Below are 24728 nucleotides of genomic sequence, written 5' to 3' on the forward strand. Positions count from 1 at the left end.
CTACTACCGGGCGAACGTGGAGTTCTTCGATGATCTGGGGTCGCCGGGTGGTGCGGCGAAGATGGGCATGATCGACAAGGACGACCCGATGATCGCGGCACTGGCCCCGCAGGCCTGAGAGCGGCCGTTCTCGACAGGTGTCAGCCCTGCGGCTCGACCGGCCCGCCCGGGTCCGCGCCGCCCGCGACGAGGTCGCCGCAGCTCGTCTCCTGCGCGGTGACGACGACGGGATCGGTCGCCGCAGCGCCTTCGGCGACGGTCTCCGCCTGACCGTTCGTGGCGTTCCGTGCTTCCGCGTCGAGGTCGACGAACGTCCGCTCGACGGTGTAGGTCGAGCCGTCGGCCGAGGTCGCGTTCAGCCCGGCCAGGCGCAGGACGCCGTCCGCGGACGTGCAGCCGACTCCTGTACCGAAGCCGCTGAACCCCTTGTCGAACGTGTACGGCTGGCCCTGGGCGTTCTGCGTCACGGTCACGGCGCAGTCCGCGACGGAGAACAGCAGGACCTCGCGTCCCACGTCGACGAGCGCGATCGGCGCCTCGCTGTCACCCGCCGCGACGAGGTTGACGATCGCGCTCGCCGGGACGGGGCTCGCGGACGCGACGGGAGCGGAGAACGTCGCTCCCGACGCGGTGGTGATGCCGAACGTCCGGTCGGCGCCTCCGGTGAGCCAGGCGGTGTCGGGGCGCCCGTCGCCGTCGACGTCGAGGATCTGGTGCGTGCTCGCGCCCGCGGGCGTGCCGGCGTCGGTCGCGGTGCAGCCCGCGGCGGGCGGGGGCGTGGTGGTCGTGGGCTCGGGGGTCGGCTCGTCGGACGGGCTCGGTGAGCTCACGGTGGCCGACGGCGTCGGGGCGGGCGAGGCGGCGGCGTCACCGTCCGCGTCACCGCGGGTCGCGAGCCAGATGCCGACCGCCACGATCCCGAGGAGAACCAGGCCGCCCAGCGCCCACCACCACGCGCGGTTGCTCGGCGGCTCGGCCGGGCCCCCTGGTGGTGGCTCGCCGGGCCCGCCGGGCGGCGTCGAGGCTCCCGTCGCGGAGAACGGGTCCGCCGCGTTCGGGATGGGCTCGGCGGGCGGGACGCTCCCCCCGGTGATGCCGCCTGGCGCCGGGAAGTCGGGCCGGATCGGTTCCGTGGGGTCCTGGTCGCCGGACGGGCCTGGTCGCTCCTTGTCGTCGGTCATGCCTCCAGCGAAACATCTCGTGACGGACGGGGCATCCCGGACGTCACGAGCCCTGTCCCAGGCCAGGTTCAGCGCAGGGCGCGCCCGAGTGCGCGAGCGAGCGCCCCGCCGTCGGGCCCGCCTGCCGTGGGGACGCCGTGTGCCGGGCGCCGGGTGCGGCGCGACCCCGGTGCGGCGACCGTCCCGAGGAAGGTCCCGCCGTTCTTGCCCGACGACGGCGCGGGAGGTTCGTGGGCGAGGATTCTCTGCGCGGGACTGAGCTGGCGGATGCCGATCGCGGCGACGTGCGTCGGGTGGCGTGTCGCGGCGGCGGCGTAGATCGCGGGGTCGTGCTGACCGTCGTCGCCGAGGAGCAGCCAGCCGACGTCGGGCAGCTCGCGCACGAGCCGGTCGATCGCGTTGCCCTTGTGCTCCTGCCCGCTGCGGAACCAGCCCGTGGCGGTGGGCCCCCAGTCGGTCAGGAGGAGGGCGCCGGGCGGGAAGCCGTTGTGGTCGAGGAATCGCTCCAGGTTGCCCGCAGAGTTCCACGCGCCGTTGGAAAGGTACACGAAGGGTGCGTCCGGATGTACAGAGGCGATGCCCTGGTAGAGGTCGGCCATGCCGGGCACCGGGCGACGCTCGCTCGCGTGCAGCCCGAACGTGTTCCACACCGCACGCAGCAGGCTGGGGACCATCGTGATCATGACGGTGTCGTCGATGTCGCTGATGACGCCCAGGCGCCGCCCCGGCCCGACCACGAAGACCCGCGCCGTCGCGACCGCGCCGCTCGCCGTGGCGAGCTGGACGTCGTGCCACCCCGGGGCGAGCGCGACGTCCAGCATCCCGTCCACGTACCCGTCGCGGTCGGCGGGCAGGTCCGTCACCAGGCGCTCCTCCTGGCCCGACCCGTCGGTCCGCGTGACCGACGCGCGCACCACCTCGCCCGGCGCGGAGACCGTGAGGTAGTTGCGCCACCCACGTCGGTTCCAGACCAGGTCGGACCGGCGGTGCGGGCGGCTCAGCAGCACCCGTGCCAGCACGCGCACCGACCCCTCGTTGCCGTACCCGACGTACGCCTCGATGCGCGGGGTCCAGCCCCGCGACCGCAGGAACCTCACCGCAGCCGCACGGACACGGTCCTCGAGGCGGGCCGAGAGGTGCAGCCGCTGCACGGGAGGAGTCGGGGACGGGAGATGCGTCTGGTGCATGGGATCCGCTCGTCGAAGGTGCTGGTCTCCCACCTTGGCACACGGACACGTCGTTCATCGGCTGAACCAGGGAGAGCCCGCCGGTCAGGACGTGCGGCGGCCGCAGACGCAGATCCCCCGGCTGCTCTCAGCACTCGATGACGTTGACCGCGAGGCCACCCGTCGACGTCTCCTTGTACTTGGTCGACATGTCGAGGCCCGTCTGGCGCATCGTCTCGATCACGGTGTCGAGCGAGACGACGTGCGCGCCGTCGCCCTGGAGGGCGAGCTTGGCGGCCGAGACCGCGGTGCACGCCGCGATCGCGTTGCGCTCGATGCAGGGGACCTGGACCAGACCGCCGACCGGGTCGCACGTGAGCCCGAGGTTGTGCTCCATCGCGATCTCCGCGGCGTTCTCGACCTGCGCCGGGGTGCCGCCGAGCACCGCGCAGATGGCGCCCGCGGCCATGGAGCACGCCGAGCCGACCTCCCCCTGGCACCCGGCCTCCGCGCCGGAGATCGAGGCGTTGCGCTTGTACAGCGCACCGATCGCGCCCGCGGTGAGCAGGTAGGTGCGCATGGCCTGGCGCGTGGCTTCCTCGTCGGCCGCGAGGTCCGGGTGGATGCGCAGGAAGTGCCGACCGACGGCCGGGATGATCCCGGCCGCCCCGTTGGTGGGGGCCGTGACGACGCGGCGGGCGTCGGCGTTCTCCTCGTTGACCGCCATGGCGTACGCCTGGAGCCACTCGATCGAGAGGTCGGAGGCACCGTCTGCTTCTGCCGCCTCGAGCCTCTCGCGCTGCGCGCTCGCCCGGCGCCGGACCTTGAGCCGTCCCGGAAGCATGCCCTGGCGTTCGAGGCCCGCATCGACGCACTCGCTCATGGTGCGCCAGATCCGGTCGAGCCCCGCCCCGACCTGCGCGGCAGGGCGCAGCGACACCTCGTTCTCCCACGCGGTCTCGGCGATGCTCCGGCCGTCGAGCGTGCACGACGCGAGGAGCTCGGCCGCGTTGGCGAACGGGTGCGGGACGTCCGAGGGCTCGGTCGCTGGGTCGATCGGTGCACCCGCGAGCTCGGCGGCGTGCTGGGCCTCCTCGTTCGCGGCGGCGGCCTCGAGCTCCTGCTCGGTGAGGACGAAGCCCCCGCCGACCGAGTAGTACACCTGCTCGGCGACCACGTCACCGGCCGCGTCGAAGGCCGTGAAACGCATTCCGTTGGGGTGGCCGGGCAACCGGGTGAGCGGTGCGAGGCGGACGTCGGCGGTCGCCATGGTCACGACCCGGCGGCCGAGCAGCCGGACCTCGTGGCCGTCGCCCAGGCGCTCCCAGCTCCCCGGGACGTCGTCGGGGTCGCACGTCTCCGGGTCGAGTCCGCGCAGGCCTGCGACGACCGCGTCCGGTGTCCCGTGCCCGATCCCCGTCGCGCCGAGCGAGCCGCACAGCACGACCTTGACCGCCGTGACCTGGTCGAGGGCCCCCTGCTCGTCGAGCGAGCGCGCGAACGTGGTGCCCGCTCGCATGGGGCCGACGGTGTGGGAGCTCGAGGGTCCGATGCCGACCGAGAAGAGGTCGAGGACGCTGACGTACGAGGACATGGTCCTCATGATCGCATCCTGTCTCAGAAGATGGAACCGTTCTGCTATAGCAAATGCTCGTCGGTCACGACCGGGCACGTCGCCAGGTGGTCGTCCACGAGCCCGCACGCCTGCATCGCCGCGTAGGCCGTCGTCGGGCCGATGAAGCGGAAACCCTCCTTCTTGAGCGCCTTGGCCAGGGCGACCGACTCGGGAGTGCTGGCCGCGAGGTCCGCGAAGGTCGCGGGACGTGGGCGACCGAGGGGAGTGCCGCCGTCGGGCGCGCGCGAACCGCCCGGGGCGAACGACCAGACGAGCTCGTCGAGCGTCCTGCCCTGCTCGTGCAGCGCCAGCAGGGCGCGCGCGTTGGAGACGGTCGCCTCGATCTTCATCCGGTTGCGGATGATCGAGGCGTCCTGGAGCAGGCGCTCGACGTCCTCCTCGGAGAACTGCGCGACGACCTCCGGGTCGAAGCCCGCGAACGCTTCGCGGAACGCGGGGCGCTTGCGCAGCACCGTGATCCACGCGAGGCCGGACTGGAAGGCCTCGAGCGCCAGCCGCTCGAACAGAGCCTCGTCCCCGTGGACGGGGAGCCCCCACTCGGTGTCGTGGTACGCCTCGTAGAGCGGATCACCGTCGCCGAAGCAGCGGGCGCCAGCGGGAGGACTCGCGGGGGCGTCGGCCGGCGCGGCGAGCGGCGCGGTGGGCTCGGGGACGTGCTGGCCGGTGGCCTCGGTCGTGGTCATGGCTCCCACTCTTCCGCACGGCACCCACGCATGACCCGCCGCGCGGTCGTCCTGTGGGGGCGGGTCCCGGTGGACCGCCTGTGCACGGCTCGCATCCACAGCCTCCTGGCCCGGCGGAGCCCGGCGCCGAGCCGCGTCGCGGCAAGGCGGCCGCAGAGCGAGGGCGGCGGGAGCCGCGTCCAGGTCATGGACGCGGCCCCGCCACCCTCGAGAAGCGCGGCGTCACCGTCGACTGTGAGGCGCCGCGCGGGATCACGCAGGTCAGCCGGTCAGATGGTGAGCCGGCGGCGCAACCCCAGTCCGACCCCGACGACACCGGCGAGCAGGCTCCCGCCCGCGATCGCCGACATGCCGAGCGAGAGCTTTCCGGCCGGGCTGTTCTCGACGTCCGACCTCATCTTGGTCGTACCGTCCGAGATCTCGACCGTGCCGTCCGCGAGCGTGCCCGCACCGTCGGCGAGCGTCGAGCTGCCCTCCGCGAGCTCGCCCGCGCCGTCCGCGAGGGTCGTCGTGCCGGCGTGCAGGGTGCCCGCCCCCTCGGCGAGTGCGGTGTTGCCCGCGGCGAGCGTCGCCGCACCGCTCGACAGGGCGTTGATGCCCGTGTGGAGGTCGAGCGACCCGTCCTCGAGCTTCGTGGTGCCCGCGAACAGGTCCTTGGCGCCCGTGGCGAGCTGGGCGTTGCCCGCGGCGAGGTCCTTGGCGCCCGTCGAGAGGGTTCCCGAACCCTCCGCCGCCGCCAGCGCACCGACCGAGACCTTCGCCGCGCCGGGGGCGAGCTCGCCGAGCTTGACGTTGAGGGTGGTGGCGCCGGTGGCTGCGGCGGCTGCGCCGTCGGAGACCCGCTGCGATCCCGCGTTCACCCGCGCTGCCCCGCTCGAGAGGTCGCTCAACCCGGTGGACAGCAGAGCGGAGCCGTCCGCGACCTGCTGGGCTCCGACCTTGAGCGACTGGGCTCCCTCGTCCAGGTCCGCGCTCCCCGACCGCAGCCCGGCAGCACCTGTGCTCAGTGCGCGAGCGCTGTTCACGAGCCCCTTCTCGGCCGTGAACCCGCCGTGGAGGTCAGCAGTTCCCTGGGCCACTGCCGCCGCCCCGCCCTTCAGCGTCGACGTCCCTGCGGAGAGGTCTCCTGCGGCGCCGACGAGGCGGTCGAGCTGAGCCTTGAGGGGCGAGTCGGCGGGCACCGATGCGGCGAGAGCCGTCAGGTTCTCTGCGAGCGACGCGGCCCCGGCCTGGACGCCGTCGGCCCCCGCGGAGACACCAGCGGCCCCGGCCCGCAGGGACTCTGCGGCGCCCGCAGCCTTGTCGATCCCCGCCGACAGTGCGCCGGCACCGGCCTGAACCTGCGATGCCCCGGCAGCGACCGCAGCCGATCCGGTCGCGAGGGCGGTTGCGCCGTCCGAGACGTCACGTGCTCCGGAGGCGAGCGCTCCGCTCTTCGTGGACGCGGCGGCCGCACCGGCAGAGACGTTCGACGCGCCCTGTGCGAGGTCCGCTGCGCCGGGTGCGAGCTCGGTCGCGAGCTTGCCGCTGAGCTCGCCGGAACCGGCATGGAGCTGGGCTGCGCCGTCGGCGACCTTGGCCGCACCGGGTGCGAGCTCCGCGGCCAGCTTGCCGTTGAGCGTCCGTGCGCCGGCGGCCAGCTTGTTCGCGCCGGTCGAGGCGTCGGCCGCCCCCGGTGCGAGCCTGGCCGCTCCGGCGTTGAGCTCGTCGGCCCCGGCAGCGAGCTGGGCGGCGCCGTCGAGCGCAGTCATGCTGCCTGTGGCGAGCTGGGTCGCTCCGGTGGACGCCTGGGTCGCTCCGGCCGAGAGGGTCTCGGCACCGTCCTCGAGGTCCTTCGAGCCGTCGGCGAGCCTGCCTGCGCCCTCCTGGGCGCGTGCGGCGCCGTCGGCGAGCTCGGCCGCGCCCGCTTCGAGACGGGTGGCTCCGTCGTCGAGGCGCGTGGCGCCGTCGGCGACCTTGCCGTTGAAGATCAACAGGTAGGCGACGAGCGCGACGACGGCGAGCGTCAGCACGACGAGGGCGCCGATGGTCAGGGCTGAGTGCGCGCGCGAAGGGCGCGGGAAGGCGTGGTTCGTCATGTGCGAGGGTCCTCTCGTGGCCGGCGTCGTTGCCGGTCTGACCCCGGAGCGCCCATCACCTTGGTGCAACTCCGAGTATCAGATAAATCACCGTCGACGCTAGCAACGGCCGCGAGGGGGAGGAAAGCAAGTATCTGATACTTCGAAAATCACAAGTTGGTAAAGACCCGCCGCGGCTCGCGGCTCGTGGCACGCAGAAGGCGGCCCGACGACGTCACGCGCGTGACGCCGTCGGGCCGCCTCCTCGAGGTGAGCCGGTCAGGTCACCAGACCTTGTCGCCCCGGATGACCACGTCCGAACCGCCGTCTACGAAGACGACCTGTCCGCACATGTGGCTGTTCTCCGGGGAGACGAGGAAACGCAGGAGGTTCGCGGGAACCTCGGGACCCATGATCCCGCCGAGCGGCATGGGGACGTGGGACTCGACGGCCTTGGTCGACTCCTCGGTCGCGAGCATCTCGGCCGTCATGCCGGTCTGGACGATGCCCGGGCCGATCGCGTTGAGGGGGATGCCGGCCCCGGCCCAGTCCGCGCTCGGCGCGACGCGGCGCAGCCAGTGCGCGACCGCGGCCTTGCTGCTGCCGTAGATGATGTCGCCCGTCCCGGCCGCAGCGAGCTCGGCCGCGCGTGCCAGTGCCGCGGCCTCGTCGCCCGCGACGGTCAGCTCGACGAGCTGGTCGTCGACGGGCAGGAGGCTCGCCATGGAGCACGTCACGGCGGCGCGCGGGGCGTCCGAGCCCGCGAGCAGCGGGCGCAGGCCCTCAAGCGTCGCGAGGGCGCCGAAGTAGTTGACCGCGAGCGTCGCCGGGCTGCCGTTCGACAGGCCCGCGTTGGCGACGACCGCGTCGATCGTGCCGCCGCTGAGTGCGGTGACCTGGTCGACGAGCGCGGCGCGACCCGCAGCGGTCGTGAGGTCGACCGTGACGTCGGCGTCACGCAGGTCGACGCCGATGACACGCTGGCCGTCGGCCTCCAGCATCCCCTTGAGGGCCTTGCCGATGCCCGAGGCGGTTCCGGTGACGACGACGGTGCGCATGATGCCCTCCAGAGCAACAGGTGCGGCCAGCGATCCCTGGCCGTCCCCTTCAGGTTAGGTGGCAGAACCGCGGAAAACGGGCACCTGGGACCTCCGCCGCGGGGATCGTGACGAAGGTCCCGCGCTCGGCCCGGCGCGGTCCACCTGCCGGGCGACCGCCTACCAGCCGCCCGGCGCGAGCACCTTCCGGATGCGCTTCTCGCTCACGGGCCCATCGGTCCCGAGCTGCTGCGCGAACAGCGACACCCGGAGCTCCTCGATGAGCCACCGGGCCTCGTCGAGCTCGGCGAGGCGAGCCGGGTCTGCGGGGCCGGCCGCGTAGGACGCACGTGCCTTGGCGTACGCCTCCTCGACGTCGTGCACGCGCCACGCGAGCTCGGCGTCGCGGTGCGGGTTGGTCGCGGCCTTCTCGATCCGGTACGACGCGGCTCGCAGGTAGCGGGTCAGGTGCGGCAGCCTGTGGGCCGGGGTGCGGGACACGAAGCCCACGCCCACGAGCCCGGCGACCTGGTCGCGCACGTCCTGGAGCGTGTTGAGCAGCGCGAGGCTGTTGGCCGACCGGATCTCGCCGTCCAGGTTCCGTGCGGCCGTGAGCGCGGCGACGACGTGCCCGACGATCTGGTGCACCTCGCTCTCGAGGTGCCGCTTCACGAGGTCCCGCGTAGCGACGTACGAATCGGCGCTCCGGATCTGTACAGCATCAGGCAGCGGCCCGTACTGCGAGGCCTTGGCCCCCGACGTGAGTGCGATGATGGCCGCGAGCTGCAGGTCGGCGACCAGCGCCTCGGTGTTCCGGTACGGGCTCGCGGCCATGGTCAGGGACTGCGTCCCGGTCCAGCGGCTCGTGACCCGCGCGCTCTGCAGGGCCGTCTCGCCGAGCAGCAGCCGCCGGACGCCGCGCGCGTGCTCACGGTCCTGCGTCGAGCGGTCGGCGAGCACCCGTAACGCGACCGACGGCTTGCCCTTGGCGTCGACCTCCTCGACGAGCGCGGGGTACCCGCGCACGACCATGCCGGCCCCGGCGGGCGTCGACACGACCTCGGGCAGCACCCCGTCGGGGAGCCCCGTGGGCCATGTGGTGAGCCCGGTCGCCTCGGCGACGACCACGGACGGCGCGCCGCCGTCGGGCGCCCGCGACGCACCAGCACCCCCTGAGCCACCACCGGGTCGCCCTGCGGACGGCGAGCCGGAAGCGGACGCGGGGAGGGGGGCGGCGGCGCCGGAGGGCGTGGCGGGGCTGGCGGGAGCGTCGCGAGGAACGAGCGACGCGGATGGTAGACCTCGAGCCGGCGCCCCCCTCCCCGCGTCCCCCGACCCAGCCCCAGCCTCAGCAGCCTCAGCAGCCACAGCAGCCTCACGCAACGCCGCACCGACCGCCCCCTTGACCGCCGCCCGCACCGCGGCCTGCGCCTGGGGCGCGAGGCGTCGTTGGAGCGAGACGAGGTCCTTGGACTCGTCGAGCACGACCTCGCCGCCGCGGCGTTCCTCGATGACGCGGAACGTCATGCGCAGGTGGGCGGGGAGGCGTTCGGTACGGGCGTCGTCCCAGGCGTCGTCGGGGATGATCACGTCGCGCAGGGCGCGGACGGCGCGCGTGAACGCGACGTGGAAGGGCTCTGCCATGTCGCCCGCGCGGGTGACGTCCTCCCAGGCGGGCGTGTTGTCGCGGAGCCAGCCGACGACGTCGCGCGCGACGTCGGGGGCGGGGACGAGCTGGACGCGCACGGGCTTGGGCAGCGAGCGGATGGTCGCGGTCGCGAGCTCGTCGAGGAGCCCGGGGACCATCCAGTCGAAGCCGTCGGGGACGACGCGGTTCAGCACGCTGATGGGTATGTGTACGGTCACGCCATCGGCATCTGTACCGGGCTGGAACTGGTAGGTCAGGGGGAGTGTGAGGTCGCCCTGGGCCCACGTCTCGGGGAACAGCGAGGTGTCGACGGACTCGGCGTCGGGCACGAGCTGTTCGAGCGTGAACGTGAGCAGGTCGGGGTCGCGGCGCTTGGCGGACTTCCACCAGGTGTCGAAGTGGCGGGCCGAGACGACGTCCTCGGGGATGCGCTCGTCGTAGAACGCGAACAGCACGTCGTCGTCGACCACGAGGCCGCGCTGTCGGGAGCGCGCCTCGAGCTCCTCGGCCTCTTCGAGCAGGCGACGGTTCTCGTGGAAGAACTGGTGGTGAGTGGTCCACTCGCCCTGGACGAGGGCGTGGCGGACGAACATCTCGCGCGCGGCCTCGGGATCGACCTTGCCGTAGAGCACGGTGCGGTCGGCCACGATGGGCACGCCGTAGAGCAGGACCTTCTCCTTGGCCTGCGCGGCGCCCTGCTTGGTGGACCAGTGCGGCTCGGAGTAGGTGCGCTTGACGAGGTGCCCGGCGAGCTCCTCGGCCCACTCGGGCTGGATCTTCGCGACGTCACGGCCCCACAGGCGGCTGGTCTCGACGAGCTCGCCCGCCATGACCCATACGGGGGGCTTCTTGGACAGGGGAGAGCCGGGGAAGATCGCGAAGCGTGCGCCGCGCGCGCCGAGGTACTCGTTGCGGGCCTGCTTCTTGGCCCGCTTCATGGCGAGCTCCTTCTGCGGGCCGCGCAGGTGCGCGACGGACGACGCCTTGACCTCGGTCGCCTCCTGCATGCCGATCTGCGACAGCAGCCCGGCGAGGAGCGACTGGTGGATGGTGTCGTCGTCCCAGGTGAGGCGGCGCTCGACGGGCTGGTCGGTCGCCTCGGCGATCGTGGTGCCCGACGGCGTCGCTCCCCTCCCGGAGGTCGCGTCGCCGCGGGTGCGGGGCGTGTACGACATGTCGATGCCGAGGGGCTTGCTCATCTCACGGAGCTGCGCGACGACGTCCTGCCACTCGCGCACGCGCAGGAAGTTGATGTACTCGGCCTTGCACTGGCGCCGGAACGCCGACGACGACAGCTCGTGCTGCTGCTCGCGCACGTACTCCCACAGGTTGAGGTACGTGAGGAAGTCGGAGCGGGGGTCGGCGAAGCGGGCGTGGAGCTGGTCCGCCTGGGCGCGATACTCGGCGGGGCGCTCGCGTGGGTCCTGGATGGACATGACGGCCGCGATGATCGCGACCTCGCGCGCGACGCCACGGCGCGAGCCCTCCCAGATCATGCGGGCCAGGCGCGGGTCCATGGGCAGCTGGGCAAGAACCCGACCGACCTCGGTGAGCCGCGTCGTCGACGTGTCAGAACGAGCGTGGTCTCCAGACCTCGCTCGTTCTGACACGTCGCCGGTCACGGTCTCGAGCGCACCGAGCTCGGTCAGGAGCTGCACGCCGTCCCGGATCGAGCGCGTGTCCGGGGGCTCGACGAACGGGAAGCGCGCGACGTCGTCGGGCGAGGAGACCACGCCCACCGAGATCATCTGCAGCAGGACCGACGCGAGCGACGTGCGCAGGATCTCCGGCTCGGTGAACTCCGGGCGGGAGAGGAAGTCCTCCTCGGAGTACAGGCGGATCGCGATGCCGTCCGCGACACGGCCCGAGCGCCCCGAGCGCTGGTTGGCGCTGGCCTGCGCGATGGGCTCGATCGGCAGGCGCTGCACCTTGGTCGCCTTGGAGTAGCGCGAGATGCGGGCCGTGCCCGGGTCGACGACGTAGTGGATGCCCGGGACCGTCAGCGACGTCTCGGCGACGTTGGTCGCGAGCACCACGCGGCGCGAGGAGTGCGCCTGGAACACGCGGTGCTGCTCGGCCGAGGACAGGCGCGCGTAGAGCGGCAGGATCTCGACGAAGTCGGGGCGCTTGGCGTCGCGTGTGCGCTCGCCCAGGCGGGACTCGAGGGCGTCGGCCGCGTCGTGGATCTCGCGCTCGCCCGACAGGAACACCAGGACGTCGCCCGGGCCCTCGGCCATGAGCTCGGTGACCGCGTCGACGATGCCCGTGACGAGGTCCTTCTCCTGGGTGCCCTTCGCGGGGGCGCGCTTGGCCTTGCCCGACTCCGGGTCGACGTCGGGCGACAGCGGTCGGTACCGGATCTCGACGGGGAACGTACGACCCGTGACCTCGATGACGGGCGCCGTCGGCGGAAGGTGCGTGGCGTCGTCGGGCCCCACGGTGGTGTCAGAACCAGCGTGGGCCATGGCGCTCGCTGGTTCTGACAGCTCAGCCGCGGCCAGCTCGTCGGCCGTGAGCGGCGGCAGGGGACCGCCCGGCGCGAAGTGCCGCGCGAACCGCTGCGAGTCGATCGTCGCCGACGTGATGACGACCTTGAGGTCGGGACGCTGCGGCAGGAGCCGCGTGAGATACCCGAGCAGGAAGTCGATGTTGAGCGAGCGCTCGTGCGCCTCGTCGATGATGAGCGTGTCGTACGCGAGGAGCTGCGGGTCGCGCTGGATCTGCGCGAGCAGGATCCCGTCGGTCATGACCTTGACGAGCGTCTGGTCGCTCGACTGGTCCGTGAAGCGCACCTGGTAGCCGACGATCTCACCCAGCGGCGTCCCAATTTCTTCGGCGATGCGCTCCGCGACCGTGCGCGCCGCGATCCGGCGCGGCTGCGTGTGCCCGATCTGGCCCTTGCGGCCACGCCCCAGCTCCAGCGCGATCTTGGGGAGCTGCGTCGTCTTGCCCGAGCCCGTCTCGCCCGCGACGATCACGACCTGGTTCTCCGCGATGGCCCTCGCGATGTCCTCGCGCCGCGCCGAGACGGGCAGCTGCTCGGGATAGGTGATGGGCGGCACGACGACCTGCGCGCGCCGCTCGGCGGCCTTCGTGAGCTGGGCGAGGCTCACCTGCTGGCGGCGGGCGCCGCGCTGGTTGCCACGCTTCGAGGTGCCCGACGTCGGACGCTCGCCCCGGTCTCTCTTCTCACCTTCGGGAGTTCTCTCACCGCGGGCCCGGTCGGTCCTGCTGCGGCGGGCCGAGTCCTGGCCGCCGGCGGCCTGCTCGGGGGAGGGGTTCTGCTCGCTGACCTGGGGCTTCGCCCGTCCGCGTCCTCCGCGTCGGCGGCGTGGGCTCGCGCCCGTGCGCGGCTCGCGTCCCGCCTCGCCCGTGGGGGCGCTCGCAGGGCTGTCCACGGCGGGCCGTGCGGGGCCGTGCGGTTCGGTGCTCACGACCAACCATTCTCTCAAGCGGTCGCAACTTCAATTGCCCGGACATGACACGGCTGCGCGAAACGTGGGAGCGGGCGGCAGCGCGGCGGTCTACGGTGACGATGTGAACTCCATGGCCGAGGTCGTCGGCGCAGCACTTCCCCTCGCAGTGGCTGTCGCGCTGAGCCCGCTGCCGATCATCGCCCTCGCGCTGCTCCTGACCTCGGACCGGGGGCGCGCCTCGGGCGTGACCTTCGTCGTGGGCCGGCTGCTCGCGCTCGCGGCCCTGCTCGGCGTCGTCGTCGCGGCGTCGGACGTCGTCGAGCATCTCCTGGGGTCGAGCGAGCTCCCGGTCTGGGTACGGATCGTCCTGGGAGCCGCGCTCATGCTGCTCGGTCTCACGCAGTGGCGCCCCAAGCCCGAGGACGAGTCGGCGAGCCTCCCCGGCTGGTTGGCCTCGATCGCGGACGCGTCACCTGCGCGCGGTCTCGTCCTCGGTGCGTTGATCACGGTCGCCAACCCCAAGGAGCTCGCGTTCGTGGTCGCCGCGGGCGTCTCGGTGGGTGGCGCGGCGCTCGGGTTCGTGCAGGAGGTCGTGGTCGTGCTGGCGTTCGTACTGGTGGGCGGGCTGTCGGTCCTGGTTCCCCTCGTCGCGACGCTCGTGGCCCCCGCCCGCGTCGCGCCGTGGCTCGACCGCCTGCGGGAGTGGCTGACGGCCAACACGTCGCTCGTCATGGGCGTACTGCTGCTCGTGATCGGGGCGACGGTCCTGGGGAACGCGATCGGAGAGCTGTAGGGCCTGGTTTGGGGTTGCGTGCCCCTAGGGGCCTCGAGCGCCGTTCCCGTGCCTGGTGTCTCACAGACCTTCATGTACTGAACGAAGCCCACGCTGAAACGGCGACCTGACAGTGCGACGTGGGCCCTGCGCCGAGAGTGCAAGGGCACATCGGACATGGCGAGTGAAGCAAGCAACAAGCAATCTGAGTCGCCTTGGTGGTGCATTAGTGCAGGTCAGGGCCCTGCGCCGCGGCCCAAGTTGCGACGAAGGGAGCTGTGAGTGAAGCAACGGTCAAACAACGGCGTCGTCGGCTGCCCAGAGGGGGATGTAGCGGCGAGCCCGGTACCCGGCACTGGGGTCGAAGACCGCGATGAGCCCGTCTGAGACGGCGTCGTTGAGGAGCTTGGACGCCTGCGCTGAACTCTGGTCAGGGATGCTGAACCGCTCGCGAACGCTGGCGTTGGTAGTGCTTTCGTCCGAGACCTGGCGGAGACAGGCATGGAGATAGACCGCGCGGGTCTTGTCCTCGCGGTCCCGGGGACCGAGATGTGGTTCGAGGGCACGGAAAGGCGCCGAGGACGGCGCGACCGCCCCGTTCTTCCGAGCCGACGACGAGGACCTCGCCGGCTACGTCGCCGTCGACTTCCAGGCATTCGACTGGTTCGCCGAGGAGCAACCTCTGGCCGCTCACCCGCGTGACCCCTTCAAACGGGTCGACGTCGTGCCCAGCGCGCGCCACGTCGTCGTCTCCCTGGGCGGCGTGGTGCTCGCCGACAGCGACCGGGCCATGGCGCTCACCGAGACGTACCTGCCGCTGCGCTGGTACGTCCCCCCCGAGGACGTGCGCTGGGAGGTCCTGACGCCGAGCCCGACGACGAGCGACTGCGCCTACAAGGGGCAGGCGCGCTACTGGTCGCTCGCGTCGGGCGACCCCGACGGCGCCGACATCGGCTGGAGCTACGAGGACCCGCTGTCGGACGGCGAGAGGGTGCGCGGGTACGTCGCGTTCTGGTGCGAGCGGACCGACCTCATGCTCGACGGCGCCCGGATGCCGCGTCCCGAGAGCCTGTTCTTCCCCCGCGGACGCCGCTGACCAGCGTCCGCCCGGTACCTCCCAGCCCGGTACCTCCCAGCCCGGTACTTCCCCGCCTGGTGCCGAGCATGCGGTTGCCGTCGCAGATACCCCGGATACGGACGCCAACCGCATGCTCGGCGGACGCCAACCGCATGTTCGGCGAGCCGTGGTCGCGGGCGGGCCGGTGGGGCCCGCCCGACCTCAGCCGACCCGGACGCTCAGGACGAGCTGCTCGCCGACGTCGAGCCGGACGTCCGAGAGCGTCACGCCGGGCGGCAGCGACGACGCGAGGTCGATGCGCTTGCCGTCGACCTCCTCGAGCTTTCCGCGCACGGCCAGCAGGAGGGCGGCGACGACGGGGTTGCGGCTCGAAGCCCCCACGTCGCTCAGCGTGAGGACCATGGCCTGGTCGATCGACGCGGTCGCGTTGATCTGGGCGCTCGCTGACAGGAAGCCCTTGCGGATCTTCGCCGAGGCCACGATCGACGCGGCGCGCGGGCCGCGGGACGCGATGTCCACATCGAGGGCCGTGAGCGTGAAGCCCTGGTCGGCGAGGGCCTGGGTCGCGAGCTCGCGGACGGTGCTGACGAGGGCGTCGCGGCTCGCTGCGGCGCGCAGGTGACCGCTCACAGGGTGCTCGGTGCTCTGGCCGGACTCCTCGATCGAGAGGGACCCGTCGGTTCCTTCGACCCAGGTGAAGCGCAGGTCGCGGATCTCGGCATCGAGGTCGACGGCGACACCGGCGAGCGTGACCGGGTGCCCCTGGGCGCGGATGGTCCGGGCCACCGCGGGTTCGCGGCCGGTGACGTGCTCGACGTTCTCGGCCGGGTCGGGGGCGTCGGCGGCACCCATGGCGCGGACGACGAGCCCGGTCACGTCGACGTCGAGGCTCTGGACGTCCGGGCTGTCGGGGACGGTCGCGGCGTCGATGCGAGCACGGTCGAGGCCCGTGGCGTGGTCGCCCAGGTTCCTGGTCATGACCTCGCGCAGCCGGTCGGCGAGCGCGGGGCCGGTGTCCGGGCGCGGGGCACGGCCGAACGGGAGGACGTCGTGGGCGGGGCTCAGGTCGGCGGACATGCGCCGAGCCTACGACGAGGGTGACGGACCGGACCGCCGAGGGTGACCATGTCGGATGCCGAGGGTGACGCCATCCCCCGTCGAGGGTGACCGTGCGGTCACCGTCGGCGGGCAACCCCGTCACCGTCGGCCTGCCAGTCGGTCACCCTCGGCATCCGACGTGGTCACCTTCGGCGGGCAGCACCGTCACCCTCGGCAGCGGGCCCCGGGAAGACGCAGCGAGGCCGCCGCCCGGGAAGGGCGACGGCCTCGTGGGAGACCGGGGGTCAGTACGAGCTGAGCTCGCCCGACGCGGCCAGCGCGACGATCAGGACGAAGTAGAGGATCGCGCCGACGAAGCCGATCACCGTGAAGACGATGCTCAGGACGAGGCCCCACTTGGCGAGCTGGTTGTCGAAGCCGGCCTCGCGAGACTTCTTCTTCGCGATGGCGCTGACGACGATGCCCGCGACCGCGCACACGAACGCCAGGATGAAGCCGACGATGCCGAGCGTCTTGCCCGGGTCCTCGACGGGGGCGCCGTAGTACTGCGGTGCGGGAGCGGACTGCGGGGCCTGCGGGGCGCCGTAGGGGGTGGTCATGGGGGTTTCTCGTTTCTGTCGCGCACCCGATCCTTGTCGGGTGCGTGGAGGCCGTGACGCTGGGCGCCACGAAGTGCGGTGCTCATTCTGAAGGAGAACGGCACCGCTGCACAGGGGGATTTCTCCCCATGCGGGTGAAAAACGAGAGAGAGGCCCCCACCGGGCCCGGAGAGCCGGGGCTGGGGCGGGCGGTCAGGACGCCGCGCGGCTCGTCTCGCCGCGCAGGTGGTCGATGGTGTTCTGCACGTCGCGCAGCGTGGATCCGACGTCGGCTCCCTGGGCCACGGTCTTGTCGGCGACGTACCGGAGCTGGGCGGAGGCGGCGTCGAGCGCGACCTGGGCGTCGGTGAGTGCGAGGACTGCGCGGCCGTCGCCGAACGGGTCGGCGGCCGCCTGGGCGAGCGCGGCGTTGGCCTCGTCGGTCGCGGCCTGGGCGTTCCCGACGGCGTCCTCGACCTCGCTGCGCAGGTCGGCCGGGAGGGTGGAGAGCTGGGTCGTGGCCTTCTCGAGGTCTTCGCCGATCGAGTCGACCTGGCACTGGGTGTCCTCGAGGAACTGGGTGACCTCGGCGGCCGATGCGGTCGCGCTCAGCGGCAGCATCATCGCGAGGGCGAGGAAGCTGGCGGCGGCGAGCCGGGCGGCTGGTCCTGATGTCTTCGGCGACGTCATGTGGAGAAGTGTGCACGGCGAACCTGGGAAAAGACAGGGAGGACATGGACAGGTGGTGGAGATTTCGCCCACAGTCGTGGGTGAGGGGCGCACGGGGCGCGTCGGCCGTGGTGGCCCGCCCGCGCGGGTAGCGTTGCCGTCGTGCCCCGCCTCGTAGCTCTCGCCCCGCCCGGCCTTGCCGGCGTCCCCGCCCGATGATCCGCCGCGCCCTGGCGCGCGCCTACTGGGCCGTGAGCAGGTGGACGCTGCGCACCGAGCAGCCTCCGACGGACCGGCCGGGCATCCTCATCGGGGCCCCGCACACGTCCAACTGGGACTTCGTGCTCATGCTCGCGATCTCGACGAGCGTGGGCGTCAGGGTCCGCTGGCTCGGCAAGCACACCTTGTTCAAGGGCGTCATGGGGCCGTTCGCGCGGGCGCTCGGCGGGATTCCCGTGGACCGGACGGACCCGAGCGGCGTCGTCGACGACATCGTGTCGCGTGTGCGCAGGGGTGAGGTGTTCTCGCTCGTCATCACGCCCGAGGGCACGCGCAGCAAGGGCGAGTACTGGAAGTCGGGCTTCTACCGGATCGCGCGCGAGACGGGCATGCCAGTGACGCTCGGCTACGTGGACCGCACGACCATGACCGCGGGCCTCGGCCCCACGCTCGAGCTCACGGGTCACGTGCGCGCCGACATGGACCTGGTGCGTGCGTTCTACGCGGACAAGGCCGGGTTCGACCCGTCGCGTCGCACGGAGCCGCGCCTGCGCGAGGAGGACCGGCCGGCGCCGGACGCGGCCACGGGCGAGGCTGCGCCGACGGTCTGAGGTGGGCGACGCCGTCGGGCGTGCTGGTCGCCTGCCCGACGGCGCAGCGCACGTCTCGCGGCCCGGCACCCTCGTTCTGACGCAACTCCGATAAGTTCTCCCTATGGGCACCACCCCCGACCCGATCCGGGTCTTCCTGCTCGACGACCACGAGGTCGTCCGCCGCGGCGTCGCCGCCCTCCTCGAGGCCGAGGACGACATCACGGTCGTCGGCGAGGCCGGCACCGCCGCCTCAGCGCTGACGCGCATCCGCGCCGTCCGGCCGGACGTGGCCGTGCTCGACGTGCGCCTGCCCGACGGCTCGGGCGTCGAGGTCTGCCGCGACGTGCGTTCCGAGATGCCGGAGATCGGCTGCCTCATGCTCACGTCCTTCGCGGACGACGAGGCGCTGTTCCAGGCCGTCCTCGCGGGCGCCTCGGGCTACGTCCTCAAGCAGATCCACGGCTCGGACCTCGTGGGTGCCGTGCGGACCATCGCGGGCGGCGGTTCGCTGCTCGACCCGGTCAGCACCGCTCGCATCCTCGACCGGCTGCGCACGCCGCAGGCCCAGGAGGTCGACCGCCTCGAGGGGCTGTCGCCGCAGGAGCGTCAGATCGTCGACCTGATCGGCGAGGGCATGACGAACCGGCAGATCGGCGAGCGCCTGTTCCTCGCGGAGAAGACCGTCAAGAACTACGTGTCGCACATCCTCGCGACGCTCGGGCTGCAGCGTCGCACGCAGGTCGCGGTCCTCGCGACCGAGCTGCGCACGGAGGACCGCCCGCGCGGCTGAGCGGTGTGATGTCCGACGGCGGAGCGCACGGGGGTGCGTCGGTCGCGCAGTGCTTGTGGGTGTTCGACAGATGTTCAACACGCCCCTAGGGTGGGAACATGTCGCAGAGCACCGTCGGCTTCCGACCGACCGCCGAGGAACGCCGGCTCCTGGAGGAGATCGCACGCAAGGGCATGTCCACGAGCGATGCCCTGCGCCGCGGCCTGCACCTCGTGGCCCACGAGCAGTGGCTCGACCAGGCGCGTGCCGATGCCGAGATGCTGCGTGAGGAGAACCTGAACGACGAGCCGGACGCCTGGTGATCCGCGGCGCCGTCTACCGGGTCGACCTCGGTGCCCCGCGGGGGCACGAACAGGGCGGGCGTCGGTACGGGCTCGTCCTCTCGCCCTCGGAGATGAACTGGTCGGTGGCGACCGTCGTGCCCACCTCGACCAGCGCCCGACCGGCGACGTTCAGGCCCGAGCTGGTGATCGACGGGCAGCAGACCGTGCTGCTGGTCGACCAGATCCGGACCGTGGACACCGCCTACCTCGTGGGAGACCCCGTCGACTACCTCAACCACGACGAGCTCACCACGGTGGAGCAGGCCGTCATCCACTACCTCGGGCTGGTGTGATCGAGCTCCGCAGCCGGGCGGGCGCTCCTGGCTGACCGTCAGGCGTTCGGGATCCGCCACACGAGCGCGGTACCGCGGCCCGTGGGGACGACACCCGTCGACCCGTCCGCCCTCGACGCGTCCCCCGGCCCGCCGGCGGCGCCCGCGAGCTCGCGCGCCGCAGCCTCGGCCGGTCCGACGGACAGGGTCCCGCGCAGCGCCTCGGCGCGCGTCGCGAGGTTGTGCAGGCCGCCGCGGTGGTCGCCCGCGTCGACGCCGGTGCAGCCGATCCCGTCGTCGACCACGGACAGCGTGATGGCGTCGTCGGTCACGCGCAGCCGCACGTCGACCCGCGACGCGCGCGCGTGGCGGGCCACGTTGGTCAGGGCCTCTCCGACGACGACCACGAGCTGGTCCGCGACCTCGGCGGGCACGAGCGAGGAGTCGTCGCTCTCGATGATGATCGAGGGAGCGAACCCGAGCGCGGACGTCACGGCGCCGGCCGCCGCGGTGAGCCGCTCCTGGAGGCTCGCCTCGGGGGGAGTGGTGGCCTGGAGCGCGAAGATCGTGGAGCGGATCTCGCGGATCGTGTCGTCGAGGTCGTTGACCGCTTCCTCGACGCGCGAGCGCACGAGCTCGTTCTCGATGTGCTTGGTCGTGCTCATGAGGGTCATCGCGGACGCGAAGATGCGCTGGATGACGACGTCGTGCAGGTCGCGTGCGATGCGCTCGCGGTCCTCGAGCACGGCGACGCGGCGCCCGTCCTCGTACAGGCGCGCGTTGTCGACGGCCACGCCCGCGGCGGCGGCCAGGGCCCGGACGGCGGCCTCGTCGTCGCGCGTGAAGGGCGACCCGTCGCGCTTGTCGGTCAGGTACAGGTTGCCGTAGACGGAGTCGCGGACCTGGATGGGGACCCCGAGGAACGTGTGCATGGGCGGGTGCCCGGCGGGGTAGCCGGATGCGGCCGGGTAGCCCTCGATCTTGTCGACGCGCAGCGGGTGCGGGTTGCGGATGACCTCGCCCAGCAGGCCGTGCCCGTGGGGCCAGTGGCTGATCGCCTCGACCTCGGAGTCGTTCATGCCGACGGGCACGAACCGGCCGAGGCGCTCGCCGTCGCGGACGCCGAGCGCCCCGTACCGTGCTCCGGTGAGGTCCATCGCTGCTTCGACGATGCGGCGCAGCACCGTGTCGAGGTCGAGGTTGCTCGTGATGGCGACGACGGCGTCGAGCACGCGGTGCGCGACGGCAGAAGGAAGAGACTCGGTCACCCACGTGAGTCTGTCAGACGTTCGGACCGGAACCGGCCTCGGCAGGACCGGGACGGCGCTCTGGTGTGCGTGGTAGGTCTTCAGGTAATCCATCACTACCCCCTCGTCTCTCCGTGAGCCCCGACGGTGTGTCCCCGGCCGGTCGGCGGGTGGCCGGCCGGCCGGGGAAAGAGCGACGGCCCTCCGGGAGGTGACCGGGAGGGCCGTCGGGCGGGGCAGGGTCTCGCGTTCCCTGGTGTTCCCCGCGTCTTCCTGGGTGTATCGCCGTGGCGAGCGGATCGCGTCGCCGAACCGGGGATCAGACCAACCAGGAGTTCTTGCGGACGAGCGGCAGGCTCTTCCACTGTCGGCCGAGGCCGAGGGTGTCACCGGCGCCGATCATGGCCAGCGAGATGATCGCGAGGGCCTCGACGACGTGGCTGTCGATGATCGGGTTGGTGGTCAGGGGCAGGGACGCCAGGTACATGAAGCCGAGGAGGACGGTCCCGGCGATGGCCGCGATCCGCATCCCGATCCCGAGCGTCAGGGCGAGCCCGATGCCGAGGAGGCCTGCCATGAAGAGCCAGTCGGCCCAGGCAGCACCGGCCATCCCGTTGAAGAAGCTCGCGAACGGACCCTGGACGCCTCCGAGGAAGCCGGACGTGGGGCTGCCTCCGTTGATCCAGGCACGCTCCGCGGGGGTCGAGAACCCGAGCCCGAACGTCTTGTCGAGGAATGCCCACACGAAGTAGAAGCCCATGACGATCCGGAAGATCCCCAGGACGACCTGCGTCGGGAGGGTTCCGCGGACCGCGAGGCTCGCGGTCGTGGTGGCCCCCGAGACCTCGTGAGGGACGGCACGTACTGCTCGGGCCGAGCGGGCCGAGCCGGCCTGACGTTCGATCGTTGCACTCATGTCGTCTGTCTTCCTCTCCAGGACCGGATCCCCATCCGGTGCGTTGACTCCATTCCACCGGAGCGGGAGGGGCCGGACCTGGGGCGAAGGTCGAGGAACGTCGGGGACCTAGGTCCTCTCGTGCCGGGACCAGCGGTGCGTCAGGAGAACGCGGGATACCCGCCCGACGGCGTGGGGCCCCACTCGCGCTCGGCCCACGCGACGGCGTCGGACAGGACGGTCGCGATGCTCGGGGTGACGTCGCGCAGGTGCTCGGCCCCCCAGCGCCAGCGGGACGTCATGAGCTGCCGGTACGACGGCGACCTCCCCTCGGGTCCGACGCTCGGGCGGTCCTCGACCGCGCCGTCGAGGAGCCAGCCCGTCATGGCGAGTATCCAGCCGGCGCATGCGAGCAGGACGTCGCGGGTCCAGGCGGGCTCGACGACGGCGTCGGGCCGGTGCCTGCCCAGGCCCGTGGTGAACGCGGCGAGGAGGCTGTCGGTCAGGCCGGGCGGCGGGTCGAACACGCACCAGCAGGTGGAGAACGGCATGAGCGTGTACGCGGCGTCGAGCGCGGGGTGGTGGACGTTCGTGTCCTCCAGGTCGAGGAACACCCACCCGGTGGGGGTGCGGACGGCGTTGTCGGGGCACGTGTCGCCGGGGGAGACGACGGCGGAGCTCGCCGCGGCGCGCAGGCTCGCGACCGCCTCGAGGTCGTCGTGCACGAACGCGAGCATCGCGTCGAGCGGTTCGCGCGTGAGGTCCGTCGGGGTGGGCAGGGCCTCGACGAGCCGGTGCACCCCGGCGCGGGCGTCCGCGTCGAGGTCCCACCCCTTGACGATGCCGCGCGCCGCGAGCTCGGCCGAGAACCGTTCGACGTGCCGCCCGGAGGCGCCCGCGAGCTCGCCGAGGGCGCTCGCCCAGTCGTGCGCGCCCTGCCAGGCGGCGTCGCGGTCGGTGCCGAGCAGGAGGTCGGCGAGCGTGGGGCCGTCGCCGACGTCGCTCATGACGACGAGGCGGTGCGCCTCGTCGACGGCCAGCAGGACAGGGGTGTGGTCGAGGGTCACGAGCCCCGCGACCTCGTGCTCGAACGGCAGGCCGTGCACGCCCGGACGGTCCAGGAAGCGCTTGACCACGACCGTGCTGCCCGGTGCGTGCGCGACGGCGCGGGTCGTGTCGAGGCGGTCGTCCGTGAACCCGGCGACGACGCGGGCGCGGACGACCAGCGACCGCGTCGACCCGCCGAGCGCCTCGGGTTCGGCGAGCGCGGCGCCGAGGGCGATGCCGGCGAGCGCGAGGGTCTCGTCGAGGTCGGGTACCGGTGTCCTGGCGGGCTCTGGCGTCGGAGCGGCGGAAGGCATGGCCCAGTGTGGCGGGGGCGCGTCGGACGGTCAACGGGGACGTGCCCGCGTGCCCGCGTGGCCGGGGCCGGGGCCGGGGCCGGGGCCGGTACCGGGGCCCGTGACGCGCCGGACGTTCCTCGTTCGTCACGCGCGGAGCCGCTAGGTTCGGCGGATGAGCATCGACAGGTTGTCGGAGGCGTACGTCCGGTGGGCGGACCTCGAGGTGCGCGCGTCCTCCCCTCTGTACACCGAATGGGCGCTGTCGATCGCGGCCGACGAGGAGGTCCTCGGGCTCGTGCTGCGCCTGCCGGAGCTCAAGCGGCAGCCGAACCTCGTGTTCGCAGCGGCACGGGCGGCCGGTGCGCCTCTCGGCGCGTTCGAGGGGGTGCGGCCGTGGCTGCTCGGGCACTGGCCCGAGGTCGAGGCGGTCGCGCTGGCCCGTTCGACGCAGACGAACGAGGCGGCGCGCTGCGCGGTGCTGCTGCCCGTGCTTTCACGGCTCGACGGGCCGCTCGCGCTCCTGGAGGTCGGGGCGTCCGCGGGGCTGTGCCTGTACCCCGACCGGTACTCGTACCGCTACGCGACGCCCGACGGCCCCGTCGTGCTGGACCCTGTGGACGGTCCGTCGTCGGTCCTGATCGACTGCGCGGTCGACGACTCGGCGCTGGTCCCGTCGTCGCTGCCTCAGGTGGCGTGGCGCGCGGGGATCGACCTCAACCCGCTCGACGTGACCGATCCCGACGACGTCGCGTGGTTGCGCACGCTCGTCTGGCCCGAGCACGACGAGCGCCGCGCACGCCTCGACGCCGCGTGCGCCCTGGTCGCGGAGGACCCGCCGCACGTCGTCCGGGGCGACCTCCTCGACGACCTCGACGACCTGGTCAGTCAGGCACCCCGCGACGCGCACCTCGTGGTCCTCCACGGACACGTCCTGGTCTATCTCGACCCGGCGGACCGGCAGCGGTTCGTCGACCGCATGGGCGCGCTCGACGGCACGTGGGTCGCCAACGAGGGAGTCCGCGTCCTGCAGTCCTCGACCGGCCTGCCCGACGACGGGCGGACCGTCCTCAGTGTGGACGGCGTGCCCGTCGCCAGGACGCACCCGCACGGCGCGGCGATCATGCGCCTGTAGCGCACCTGGCGCTCAGGGCACGGGCCCCGGCGCCTGTGACGACGCGGGACGTCGTCAGGACGTCGCGCCCTCGACGTCCTGCGAGAACTTCTCGACCTCGCCGCGCAGGTCGTCGAGCGAGCTGCTCACGGCCTCGTCGGCCGACCTCACGGCCTCGGATGCCGACTGGAGCTGCGCAGACGCCTCGTCGAGCCTCGCGCGGGCGTCCGCGACGCGCTGCTCGGCCTGCGCCTTGGTGTCCTCGGTCGCGGTGGCCGCCTCGTCGAGGGCCGTCTGGAGGTCCTCCGACGCGGTCCTGGCCGCGGTCACGGCCTCCTCGACCTGCGCTCGCTGGTCTGCGGGCAGCGAGCCGAGCGAGTCGACGAGCGACTGGACGTCGCCGCCGATGGTCTCGGCCTGCGCCTTGGCGTCGTCGAGGAGCTGGTCGAGCTGGTCGCTCGAGATGGTGATCTCGGGGATCGTGATGCTGCCGTCCTCGCCGCACGCGCCCAGCACGGACGTGGACAGGACGAGCGCGAGCCCGACGGCGACGCTCCGGCGGGTGCGCCGGGTGCCGGTGGTGTGCTGCGTTGCGTGGGTGTCCATCCCTCCATTGTGCAGTCACCGGACGAGAAGTCACCCATGGAGTTCCCAGGCAAGGGGTGGCGCGCACGCCCAAACTCCCTCAGGCTGGAGTCTGGTCGTGTTCGCGGATACTCTCGCACGGTCGAACGTCGCAGAACGGACATGGGAGTCTCGTGGTGACCTTGCCGACGCACCGGGTGCGTTCCAGCGGCCCAGGGGGCCGGCCTGGCGCGTCTCGCGCCGAGCCCGCCGCCAGCGCGCCTGCCGCCGTCCGTGCCGACGTCGCCGTCGCGCCCACCGGGCCGGACCGGCCGCACCCTCCCGTCCACGTCCGTCAGTCGCGACGCCCCGCGCGGGCCGTCCCCCTGAT

21 protein-coding genes and 1 pseudogene are annotated in these 24728 nt (G+C 72.5%); 8 read left to right on the forward strand and 14 right to left on the reverse strand.

Annotation, left to right across the window (positions count from 1 at the left end; genetic code table 11):
- Positions 1-118 (forward strand): annotated as a pseudogene (locus IE95_RS0114565) (ferredoxin); the annotation flags it as partial.
- A 22-nt stretch (positions 119-140) separates the two neighbouring features.
- On the opposite strand, the gene IE95_RS0114570 reads toward IE95_RS0114565, so the two are convergent.
- The 7 genes from IE95_RS0114570 to IE95_RS0114600 all read right to left on the reverse strand — a co-directional run bounded on the left by IE95_RS0114570 (position 141) and on the right by IE95_RS0114600 (position 12842).
- Positions 141-1181, reverse strand: a complete 1041-nt coding sequence (locus IE95_RS0114570; RefSeq protein ID WP_030152349.1) for a hypothetical protein — start codon at positions 1179-1181, stop codon at positions 141-143.
- A gap of 68 nt (positions 1182-1249) precedes the next feature.
- Positions 1250-2368, reverse strand: coding sequence for an App1 family protein phosphatidate phosphatase (locus IE95_RS0114575; protein WP_036572187.1), 1119 nt, complete (start codon positions 2366-2368; stop codon positions 1250-1252).
- 127 nt (positions 2369-2495) lie between these two features.
- Positions 2496-3941, reverse strand: a complete 1446-nt coding sequence (locus tag IE95_RS0114580; RefSeq protein WP_030152351.1) for an L-serine ammonia-lyase — start codon at positions 3939-3941, stop codon at positions 2496-2498.
- A gap of 44 nt (positions 3942-3985) precedes the next feature.
- The gene (locus tag IE95_RS0114585) at positions 3986-4666 is read right to left on the reverse strand and encodes a DNA-3-methyladenine glycosylase I (RefSeq protein WP_030152352.1); all 681 of its coding nucleotides are present in this window, start codon (positions 4664-4666) and stop codon (positions 3986-3988) included.
- A 269-nt stretch (positions 4667-4935) separates the two neighbouring features.
- The gene (locus IE95_RS19080; protein WP_036572190.1) at positions 4936-6744 is read right to left on the reverse strand and encodes a YhgE/Pip domain-containing protein; all 1809 of its coding nucleotides are present in this window, start codon (positions 6742-6744) and stop codon (positions 4936-4938) included.
- A gap of 263 nt (positions 6745-7007) precedes the next feature.
- Positions 7008-7781 (reverse strand): SDR family oxidoreductase, encoded by a 774-nt coding sequence (locus IE95_RS0114595; protein WP_030152353.1) that lies wholly within the window; start codon positions 7779-7781, stop codon positions 7008-7010.
- 159 nt (positions 7782-7940) lie between these two features.
- Complete coding sequence (locus tag IE95_RS0114600; protein WP_051703168.1) at positions 7941-12842, reverse strand: DUF3418 domain-containing protein; 4902 nt, start codon at positions 12840-12842, stop codon at positions 7941-7943.
- Positions 12843-12954: 112 nt separating this feature from the next.
- Between IE95_RS0114600 and IE95_RS0114605 the strand changes: the two genes are divergently transcribed.
- Both IE95_RS0114605 and IE95_RS0114610 read left to right on the forward strand, forming a co-directional pair.
- Positions 12955-13617, forward strand: coding sequence for a GAP family protein (locus IE95_RS0114605; RefSeq protein ID WP_030152355.1), 663 nt, complete (start codon positions 12955-12957; stop codon positions 13615-13617).
- Positions 13618-14119: 502 nt separating this feature from the next.
- A complete protein-coding gene (locus tag IE95_RS0114610; RefSeq protein ID WP_051703160.1) occupies positions 14120-14692 on the forward strand; it encodes a DUF427 domain-containing protein in 573 nt (190 codons plus the stop codon).
- Between the two features lie 183 nt (positions 14693-14875).
- Here IE95_RS0114610 and IE95_RS19085 read toward each other — a convergent pair whose 3' ends face one another.
- The 3 genes from IE95_RS19085 to IE95_RS0114625 form a co-directional block, all read right to left on the reverse strand.
- Positions 14876-15751 carry a hypothetical protein gene (locus tag IE95_RS19085; RefSeq protein WP_036572194.1) on the reverse strand — a complete coding sequence of 292 codons (876 nt, stop codon included), beginning with the start codon at positions 15749-15751 and terminating at the stop codon, positions 14876-14878.
- Between the two features lie 266 nt (positions 15752-16017).
- Positions 16018-16332 carry a hypothetical protein gene (locus IE95_RS0114620; protein WP_051703161.1) on the reverse strand — a complete coding sequence of 105 codons (315 nt, stop codon included), beginning with the start codon at positions 16330-16332 and terminating at the stop codon, positions 16018-16020.
- A 192-nt stretch (positions 16333-16524) separates the two neighbouring features.
- Entirely contained in the window at positions 16525-17001 is a 477-nt protein-coding gene (locus tag IE95_RS0114625) for a hypothetical protein (RefSeq protein WP_030152358.1), read from the reverse strand.
- A 194-nt stretch (positions 17002-17195) separates the two neighbouring features.
- On the opposite strand from IE95_RS0114625, the gene IE95_RS0114630 reads away from it, so the two are divergent.
- The 4 genes from IE95_RS0114630 (at position 17196) to IE95_RS0114645 (ending at position 19198) form a co-directional block, all read left to right on the forward strand.
- Positions 17196-17810 carry a 1-acyl-sn-glycerol-3-phosphate acyltransferase gene (locus IE95_RS0114630; RefSeq protein ID WP_036572196.1) on the forward strand — a complete coding sequence of 205 codons (615 nt, stop codon included), beginning with the start codon at positions 17196-17198 and terminating at the stop codon, positions 17808-17810.
- Positions 17811-17913: 103 nt separating this feature from the next.
- Positions 17914-18582 (forward strand): response regulator, encoded by a 669-nt coding sequence (locus IE95_RS0114635; RefSeq protein WP_030152360.1) that lies wholly within the window; start codon positions 17914-17916, stop codon positions 18580-18582.
- A 98-nt stretch (positions 18583-18680) separates the two neighbouring features.
- Positions 18681-18884, forward strand: a complete 204-nt coding sequence (locus IE95_RS0114640) for a hypothetical protein (RefSeq protein WP_030152361.1) — start codon at positions 18681-18683, stop codon at positions 18882-18884.
- The gene (locus tag IE95_RS0114645) at positions 18881-19198 is read left to right on the forward strand and encodes a type II toxin-antitoxin system PemK/MazF family toxin (protein ID WP_129429622.1); all 318 of its coding nucleotides are present in this window, start codon (positions 18881-18883) and stop codon (positions 19196-19198) included. The genes IE95_RS0114640 and IE95_RS0114645 overlap by 4 nt, the downstream gene beginning before the upstream one ends.
- Positions 19199-19236: 38 nt before the next feature.
- Here the strand turns inward: IE95_RS0114645 and IE95_RS0114650 are convergent, their stop codons facing one another.
- From IE95_RS0114650 to IE95_RS0114660, 3 genes are all read right to left on the reverse strand, one after another.
- Positions 19237-20445, reverse strand: a complete 1209-nt coding sequence (locus tag IE95_RS0114650) for a GAF domain-containing sensor histidine kinase (RefSeq protein WP_206053346.1) — start codon at positions 20443-20445, stop codon at positions 19237-19239.
- Positions 20446-20743: 298 nt separating this feature from the next.
- On the reverse strand, positions 20744-21340 hold the full coding sequence (locus IE95_RS0114655) for a hypothetical protein (protein ID WP_030152364.1): 597 nt from the start codon (positions 21338-21340) through the stop codon (positions 20744-20746).
- Between the two features lie 140 nt (positions 21341-21480).
- The gene (locus IE95_RS0114660) at positions 21481-22680 is read right to left on the reverse strand and encodes a hypothetical protein (RefSeq protein WP_030152365.1); all 1200 of its coding nucleotides are present in this window, start codon (positions 22678-22680) and stop codon (positions 21481-21483) included.
- A gap of 154 nt (positions 22681-22834) precedes the next feature.
- On the opposite strand from IE95_RS0114660, the gene IE95_RS0114665 reads away from it, so the two are divergent.
- The gene (locus IE95_RS0114665) at positions 22835-23794 is read left to right on the forward strand and encodes a DUF2332 domain-containing protein (protein WP_030152366.1); all 960 of its coding nucleotides are present in this window, start codon (positions 22835-22837) and stop codon (positions 23792-23794) included.
- Between the two features lie 54 nt (positions 23795-23848).
- Here IE95_RS0114665 and IE95_RS0114670 read toward each other — a convergent pair whose 3' ends face one another.
- Positions 23849-24379: an Mce/MlaD family protein gene (locus IE95_RS0114670; protein WP_030152367.1), complete on the reverse strand. Its 531-nt coding sequence runs from the start codon at positions 24377-24379 to the stop codon at positions 23849-23851.
- Positions 24380-24728 lie beyond the last annotated feature (349 nt).

It is taken from the genome of Oerskovia turbata (assembly GCF_000718325.1).
Classification (GTDB): Bacteria; Actinomycetota; Actinomycetes; order Actinomycetales; family Cellulomonadaceae; genus Oerskovia; species Oerskovia turbata.